The sequence below is a fragment of the Kitasatospora sp. NPDC001159 genome (assembly GCF_053598235.1).
In genome coordinates, this window is the sequence record NZ_JBSFJV010000069.1 from 36,932 (window position 1) to 44,938 (window position 8,007).

Below are 8,007 nucleotides of genomic sequence, written 5' to 3' on the forward strand. Positions count from 1 at the left end.
TCGACGGGTGGTATTTCCGTCGACCGGCCCCGGTCTCGCTGTGTAGGGTCCGGGGTAGTCAGATGTCGCGGCGTCAGCCCGGTTCCGGGCCGTACGCCCCCGAGGCCTTCCAGGTCGGCGAGACCTGTCATACATGTTCGTGGGAACACTCACCTTCGACCTGCTCCTGGGCGACGTCCACTCGCTCAAGGAGAAGCGTTCGATCGTGCGGCCCATCGTGGCCGAACTGCAGCGCAAGTACAGCGTGTGCGCTGCCGAGACCGGGAACCAGGATCTGCACCGCCGGGCCGAGATCGGCCTCGCGGTGGTGTCCGGCGACGCCGGATACGTCACCGAGATCCTGGACAGCTGTGAGCGGTTGGTCGCCGGCCGCCCCGAGGTGCAGCTCCTCTCCGCGAGGAGGAGATACCACAACGACGACGACGAATGACCGCTGTGGAGGCCGTCGACGGAAGTCGCCGTTCTCACACAGATCAGGACCCAGAGCGCCCGCAAGGCCGGGCGCGGGCCGGTACTTTGGGGCGTGGGCCCCGACGGGTGCGCAGCTCGCCCGGGTGCCGGGCCCACTGCACGAGGAGGCAACGTGACCGACACCGCAAGGGCGCGCAAGCTCGCCGACCGCATCCAGGTGGTCGTCGCCCAGACCCTGGAGCGGCGGATCAAGGACCCGCGTCTGGGGTTCGTGACCATCACCGACACCCGGGTGACCGGCGACCTGCGCGAGGCCACCGTCTTCTACACCGTCTTCGGTGACGACACCGAGCGCCAGGCCACCGCGGCCGCGCTGGAGAGCGCCAAGGGCGTGCTCCGCTCCGAGGTCGGCAAGCAGACCGGGGTGCGCTTCACCCCGTCGCTGACCTTCGTCGCGGACGCGCTGCCGGAGAACGCCCGGAACATCGACGACCTGCTCGACCGGGCCCGGACCTCCGACGCCGCCGTGCGCACCCAGGCCGCGGGGGCGACCTACGCCGGCGACGCGGACCCGTACCGGGTGCCGGCGTCCGAGCGTGACGACGAGGACGAGTAGTCATGGCGGGTGAGTCGGCTCAGGCCGCCTCGCGAGCCGGATCGACCACGGGGGCGTCCTCCACCAGCACGGTGGAGGGTGCCCTCGCGGCGCTCCCGGGGCCGCGCGCCGAGGAGAGCGGCTTCGAGCTGCTCTGGCAGCAGGTGGTGGCGGAGATCGGGCGGGCCCGTTCGATCGATCTGATCTGCCACATCTGCCCGGACGGCGACGCGCTGGGCTCCTCGCTGGCGGCGGCGCTGGCGCTGCGGGCGCTCGGCAAGCAGGTGCGGGTCTCCTTCGGCGACGACCCGCAGATCGTGCCCGAGTCGCTGGCGTTCCTGCCCGGTCAGGAGCTGATCGTGCCGGCCTCCGAGGTGCCGGACGTGCCCGAGCTGGTGCTCTGCTTCGACGTGGCCGCGCAGAGCCGACTGGGGCTTCTGCACGACAAGGCCTTCGCCGCGCCCGTCCTGGTGGTGTTCGACCACCACGCCTCCAACCCGGGCTTCGGCACCCACCAGCTGATCGACCCGACCGCGCCGGCCACCGCCGTGCTGGTCGACGAACTGCTGCGCCGGCTGGGCGTCGAGCTCGACCAGGACCTGGCCACCTGCCTGTACACCGGGGTCGCCACCGACACCGGCTCCTTCAAGTACCGGGCCACCACGCCCGCGACCCACGAGCTCGCCGGGCGGCTGCTGGCCACCGGCATCCGGCACGACCTCATCTCCCGGCAGCTGTGGGACACCTCCTCCTTCGGCTACCTCAAGGTGCTCGCGGCCGCGCTGGACCGGGCCGTCTACGAGCCGGACGCGGCCGACGGGCTGGGCCTGGTGTGGACCTGGGTGCCGTACCAGGACCTGGCGCTGTTCAGCGTCACGGTCGAGGAGATCGAGGGGCTGATCGACATCCTGCGCCGGCCGGCCGAGGCCGAGGTGGCGCTGGTGCTCAAGCAGGACCCGGACGGCACCCTGCGCGGCTCCTCGCGCTCCAAGGGCGCGGTGGACGTCGCTGCGGCCTGCGCCGAAATGGGCGGCGGGGGGCACGTCTTCGCGGCCGGGTTCAGCGCCCGGGAGGACGTGGCCGCGGTGGTCGAGCGGTTCCGGAGCGCGCTGCGACCCCCTCGTTGATCACCCTGCGTTGATCTTTCTGCATGTCGCCCCCCCAGAATCAATTGCTGGCAATCGCTGGTCTAGAGAAAGAACTCGATGAAGCGCAAAGGCACCGGCCCGGACGGCCTGGTGATCGTCGACAAGCCCGAGGGCATCACCTCCCACGGGGTCGTCGCCAAGCTGCGGTGGCTGGCCGGGACCCGGAAGGTCGGGCACGCCGGCACGCTGGACCCGATGGCCACCGGCGTCCTGGTGATCGGCGTCGAGCGGGCCACCCGGCTGCTCGGCCACCTGATGCTGACCGCCAAGACGTACGAGGCGACCATCCGGCTCGGCCAGACCACCATGACGGACGACCGGGAGGGCGAGGTCACCTCCTCGACCCCGGCCGACGCCGTCACCCGGGAGGCGATCGACGCCGGGATCGCGACGCTCACCGGCGAGATCATGCAGGTGCCGTCCAAGGTCAGCGCGATCAAGATCGACGGCAAGCGGTCGTACGCGCGGGTGCGCGAGGGCGAGGACTTCGAGCTGGAGGCCCGGCCGACCACGATCCACTCCTTCATCGTGCACGAGCAGCGCGCGGCGGTCGCCGAGGACGGCACGCCGGTGATCGACCTGGACGTGACCGTGGAGTGCTCCTCCGGCACCTACATCCGGGCGCTGGCCCGAGACCTGGGCGCCGACCTGGGCGTCGGCGGGCACCTGACCGCGCTGCGGCGCACCCGGGTCGGGCCTTACTCGGTGGAGTCGGCGCGCACCCTGGAGCAGCTCGAGGCCGCAGTCACCAGCGACTCCGCCGCGGGGCTGGAGGTGCTGCCGATCGCCGCGGCCGCGGCGGCCGCCTTCCCGCGCTGGGACCTGGACGAGGCCTCGGCGGAGAAGCTCTCGCACGGCGCGCGGCTGAAGGCGCCCGGACTGGGCGTGGACGGGCCGATCGCGGTGTTCGGGCCGGACGGGCGCTTCCTCGCCCTGGTCGAGGAGAAGGGCGGGCAGGCGAAGCCGGTGGCGGTGTTCGTCGGCTGAGTCGACTTCAAGCTTCGTGAAACCCCCGTCCTCCCGGCGGGGGTTTCACCGTCGTTTCACCCTTTGGGAGCCCTGCACTCGAACAGGGGGATCACTCCTGCGAGGGAGCGCGCGAGGTGAAAGACCGTGGTGACCGGCGCGGGAGCGGTCGGGCCGCCGCCTCGGCGGGCAGGCTCCCGGCAGCGAGTGAGCGACGGTCGAGGGGGCATTCATGCCGGGGTTTCTGGAGGGCGATCCGGGGCGGTACCTGCTGCGGATCAGGGACCTCAACGGCCGCCTGCACGGCTTAGGGTTCGTCGCCGACCCGCAGGGCGGCGTGCTGACCGCGCACGAGACCGTGGCGGGCCTGGACCGGGTCGTCCTGCACACCCCCGGCGGGCAGACCCGGATGCTCGGCCCGGACGCCGTGCTGCCGCTGCCCGAGCACGGGCTCGCTCTGCTGCGCACCGACGCGGTCGGCGGACTGCCGGTGCCGCCGCTGCCGGTGGCCGCCGTGGGGACCGGGCACGAGGTGCTGCTGCCCGCGCTCACCGGGGAGGACGAACCGGTGGTCCTGCGCTGCGGGCTGCTGGGAGTCGGCGGCGCGGGGTACGGCGGGCACCTGCTGGCCGGGGTGCTGCTGCTGGACGTGCCAGCGGTCGGCGGGGCCGCGGTGCCGGCCGGCTCGCCGGTGCTGGACACCCGCAGCGGCGCCGTGGTCGCGGTGGCCGCGCCCTGTCTGCGCGGCCCGCAGCACGGCGGGGCGCTGCCGGCCGTCCCCGCCGGGGGCGGGACGGTGGTCGGCGAGGCGCTGGCGGGGCTGCTGGCACGCAACGCGGCGGCGGTGCCCGCGTACGGCCCGGCGCTCAACCTGGCCGGGGTGCTGCGGCTGACCGGCGCCCAGCTGGCCGCCGCCGGGGCCGGGCCGGACCGGGTGGCCGGGCTCGCCGCGGACCGGGTGGACCGGTCGGACGGCCTGGCCGGGGACGAGCCGACGGCGACCGTCACCGCCCTGGTCGGCGCCCCCGGCAGCGGGCGCTCCACCGAACTGGCCGCGCTGGCCGCCCGCCGCCGCGGCGGCGCCCGGCCGCTGCCCACCCTCTGGCTGCGCGGCGCCGACCTGCGCGCCGAGGACCGCTCGCTGGCCGAACCCGTGGAGCGGGCGCTCGCCGCCGCGGCGGCCGAACTCGGCACCCCGGCGCCCGCGCCCGAGCCGGTTGCGGCGCTCTGCGCGGCGGCCGGACGCCCGCTGCTGGTGGTCCTGGACGGCCCCGAGGAGGCCCCGACCGAACTCGACCCGCGCTGGCTGCGCGGCGCCGGGCAGTGGCTGACTGGCTGCGGGGCGCGGCTGCTGACCGCCTGCGGCGAGGAGCTCTGGGAGCGGCTGGCCGCCGAGCCCTGGGGGAATGGTGCCGACGGCCCGCGGCACCTGGCGGAGCCCGGCCCGGACGGCGACCTGGCCAGCGCTCCCACCGTCCGGATGGACGGCGGTGGCCCCGGTGGGCCCAGCCTGGCCGGGCACCGGCTCGGCCCGCTGCCGGCCGAGGCGGCCGAGCGGGTGCGCCGCCGGTACGGGCTGCCGCCGGGCCGGCCGCCCGCCGCCGAGGACGCCAGGCACCCGCTGGCCGTCCGGCTGGCCGGGGAACTGTGGACGCAGGGCCTGCACGACGAACCGGTGCGCCGGAGCGAGCTGTTCGGCGCCTACCTGGACCTGCGCTGCCTGCGGGTGGCCCAGCGGCTGGCCGAGGACGGCCGACCGCGCCGCCCGGGCGCGCACCGCCGGGGCGCCGCCCGGCCCGCGGGACCGCGGCAGGGGCGGGTGCGCCGGCTCGCGGCGGCGGTGGCCGGGCGGGTGCACGAGGCGGCCCGGCGGATGCTCGGCGAGGAGCCGGGGGGCTTGGCCCGGGAGACGTTCGAGGAACTGTTCCCGGTCGACGGCGGCTGGGCCACGGCGGTGCTCGCCGAGGGGCTGTTCGTCCCCGCCGGGCCCGGATTCCGCTTCGCGCACGGGGAGTTCGCCGACTGGCTGCAGGGCCTGCACCTGGACCTGGACGCGGCGCTGCGGCTGCTGCTCGGCGAGGCCGAGGACACCCCGGCCCCGCCCGCCGTGGCGAACTCCGTCCCCCGGCACCGGATCGGCCCGGTCGCCGCCGCACTGCGCCGGGTCGCCGAGACCTGGGGCGCGCCCGCCCTGGACGCGTGGCTGCACCGGATCTGGCGCGCGCTGGACCTGCGTCCGCCGGGTAGCGAACCCGCCTGGTGGGCGGCCCGGTTGCTCACCGCCGGACTGGCCGCCAGTCCCGACCCCACCGAACACCGGGCGCTGCTGGATCAGTTGGCCGGCCGGATCGCCGAACGGGCGGCCGACGCGGGCGGCTGGGAGGCGCTGGAAGGGGCGGCCCGCTTCGGCCCGGCGTTCTGGACCGGACTCGGCCTGCCCGTTGAGGCCGAACTCGCCCTGCTGCGCCGCCTGGTGACCGCAGACGGCCCGCAGCAGCGCTTCCTCCGCGCGGTGGCCGGGCGGCTGCGCGCCGACCCGGTCGCGGTCTTCCCGCTGCTCTGCGCCTGGTTCGACGATCCGAACGGTTTGCCGAGCCGCCCCGGACGGACCGTCGCCGACCTCGCCCAGGACCTGCTGTACGCCCACCGGCGGCTCGCCCTGGACGAGTTGGCCGACGCGCTGGCCGACGCCGCGCACCCGAGGGCGGACGCGCTGCTCACCGTGCTCGCCGCCGAGGAGCCGTCCGCGCTGTGCCGCGCGGTGGACCGCTGGAGCCACGACCGGCGGCCCGAGCGGCACGTCGCGGCCGCGGTGCACGCGCTGCGGACCGCCCCGTACGCGGCCGGTGCCGGGGCCGAACTGCTGCGGTTCACCGCGCTGACCCTGCTCGCCCGCGAGGACGAACCGGGTCTGCACGGCGCCGCCCTGGCCCTGCTGGTCGGGGACCCGTCGACCAGGGCCGAGCACCTGGCTGCCGCGCTCGCCCTGCACCGGGTCGGCGGGGACGCCTTCCTCACCCCGCGGGCGCTGGCGCCGGCCCTGGAGAGCGACCCGGAGCCCGTGCTGGCCGCGCTCGCCGACCGGCTGGCGGCCCCCGGCGCGGCCCCCGCCGAGACCCTGCGGGTGCTCGCCGACGCCCGCACCCCGGTGGCCGCCCGGTGCGGCGCCGAACTGGCCGCCCGGCTGCTGCGAGGGCACCCGGCGCTGGCCGGGCCGGTCGCCGTCGACTACCTGGGCCGCAAGCTCGCGCAGGCCGCGATCGACGGCCCGGCCGCCCGGCTGGAGCTGCGGGTGCTGCTGGGCGCCGCGCTGGCCGCCCGTACGGCGGTGGTCCGCCGGCCCTTCGCCGAGGTGCTCTCCGTCCCGGTGATCGACCCGGCGGCGGACGCGCTGCGCTGCGAGCTGCTGGACACCCTGCTCGCCACCGAGACCGACCCGGCGGTGCTGACCGCCTCCGTCGAGCACCTGGCCGAGCACTGCGCGGCCGAGAAGCCCGCCCGGGCCCGCGCGGTGCTGGCCCGGGTGACCCCCGGGCTGGCGGACGCGGACGAACTGCTGGTGCGCTGCGCCGGGCGCTCGGCGGCCTTCGCCCAGCTGCTCGCCCGGTGGCCGCGGGACGTCGCGCCGACCGCCCCGGACGGCCCCCGACTCGCCCGGATGCGGGCCCTGGTGACGGCCGGGCGCGACCCGCAGTACGCCGCCGCCGAGGCCGAGCGGACCGTACCCGCACGGGCTCTGCGTGCGCCGGTGCGCTCAACCCCCATTCCGGTGCCTGAGCCGGGGCAGGCGCATGGCACGCTATAGGGGTTCGGGTTTTGAGCGTTTGAGCGTACCGAGGGTACGCGCCGTACGGAACAAGGAGCGGTCGGGTGCAGCGCTGGCGTGGCCTGGAGGAGATCCCCGGTGACTGGGGACGCAGCGTCGTCACCATCGGCTCGTTCGACGGGGTGCACCGTGGACATCAGCTGATCATCGGGCGGGCGGTCGAGCGGGCCCGCGAACTCGGCATCCCCGCGGTCGTGGTGACCTTCGACCCGCACCCGCGCGAGGTGATCCGCCCGGGCAGCCACCCGCCGCTGCTCGCGCCGCACCCGCGCCGGGCCGAGCTGATCGCCGAACTCGGCGTGGACGCGGTGCTGGTGCTGCCCTTCACCACCGAGTTCTCCCAGGAGTCCCCGGAGACCTTCGCCGAGCAGGTGCTGGTCGACGCGCTGCACGCCCGGGTCGTCATCGAGGGCCCCAACTTCCGCTTCGGGCACCGGGCCGCCGGGGACGTCGCGCTGCTCACCGAGCTGGGCCGGGCGGACGACTTCGAGGTCGAGGTGGTCGACCTGCAGGTGTGCGGCACCGCCGGGGACGGTGAGCCGTTCTCCTCCAGCCTGACCCGTCGGCTGGTCGAGACCGGCGACATGGCCGGGGCGAACGAGGTGCTGGGCCGCCCGCACCGGGTCGAGGGCGAGGTGGTGCGGGGCGCGCAGCGCGGCCGCGAGCTGGGCTACCCGACCGCCAACGTGGAGACCGTGCCGCACAGCGCGATCCCGGCCGACGGGGTGTACGCGGGCTGGCTGACCGCCGAGGGCGAGCGGATGGCGGCGGCGATCTCGGTCGGCACCAACCCGACCTTCGACGGCACCGCCCGCACCGTCGAGGCGTACGCCATCGACCGGGTCGGCCTGGACCTGTACGGACTGCACGTGGCCGTGGACTTCCTGGCCTACCTGCGCGGGATGGAGAAGTTCGACTCCGTCGACGCGCTGCTGGACCGGATGGCCGACGACGTCAAGCGCGCGCGTGAGCTGACGGACGGGGCCTGACCCCTCCCGACGCCGACATCGAGGCGCAGGCCGGCAAGCCCATCCCGGAGATCTTCATCGACGAGGGCGAGC

General features: G+C 75.6%; 6 protein-coding genes. All 6 read left to right on the plus strand.

What is annotated here, in order from left to right; all coding sequences use genetic code 11:
• The first annotated feature begins 133 nt into the window (after positions 1-133).
• On the plus strand, positions 134-430 hold the full coding sequence (locus ACWC9T_RS28905; protein ID WP_196949803.1) for a DUF503 domain-containing protein: 297 nt from the start codon (positions 134-136) through the stop codon (positions 428-430).
• Between the two features lie 153 nt (positions 431-583).
• On the plus strand, positions 584-1,027 hold the full coding sequence (rbfA, locus tag ACWC9T_RS28910; RefSeq protein WP_396253426.1) for a 30S ribosome-binding factor RbfA: 444 nt from the start codon (positions 584-586) through the stop codon (positions 1,025-1,027).
• 2 nt (positions 1,028-1,029) lie between these two features.
• A complete protein-coding gene (locus ACWC9T_RS28915; protein WP_449823986.1) occupies positions 1,030-2,133 on the plus strand; it encodes a DHH family phosphoesterase in 1,104 nt (367 codons plus the stop codon).
• A gap of 78 nt (positions 2,134-2,211) precedes the next feature.
• Positions 2,212-3,141 (plus strand): tRNA pseudouridine(55) synthase TruB, encoded by a 930-nt coding sequence (gene truB, locus ACWC9T_RS28920; RefSeq protein WP_449823987.1) that lies wholly within the window; start codon positions 2,212-2,214, stop codon positions 3,139-3,141.
• A gap of 211 nt (positions 3,142-3,352) precedes the next feature.
• A complete protein-coding gene (locus ACWC9T_RS28925) occupies positions 3,353-6,925 on the plus strand; it encodes a serine protease (RefSeq protein WP_449823988.1) in 3,573 nt (1,190 codons plus the stop codon).
• A 65-nt stretch (positions 6,926-6,990) separates the two neighbouring features.
• Complete coding sequence (locus tag ACWC9T_RS28930; RefSeq protein WP_449823989.1) at positions 6,991-7,935, plus strand: bifunctional riboflavin kinase/FAD synthetase; 945 nt, start codon at positions 6,991-6,993, stop codon at positions 7,933-7,935.
• The last annotated feature ends 72 nt before the right edge of the window (positions 7,936-8,007 follow it).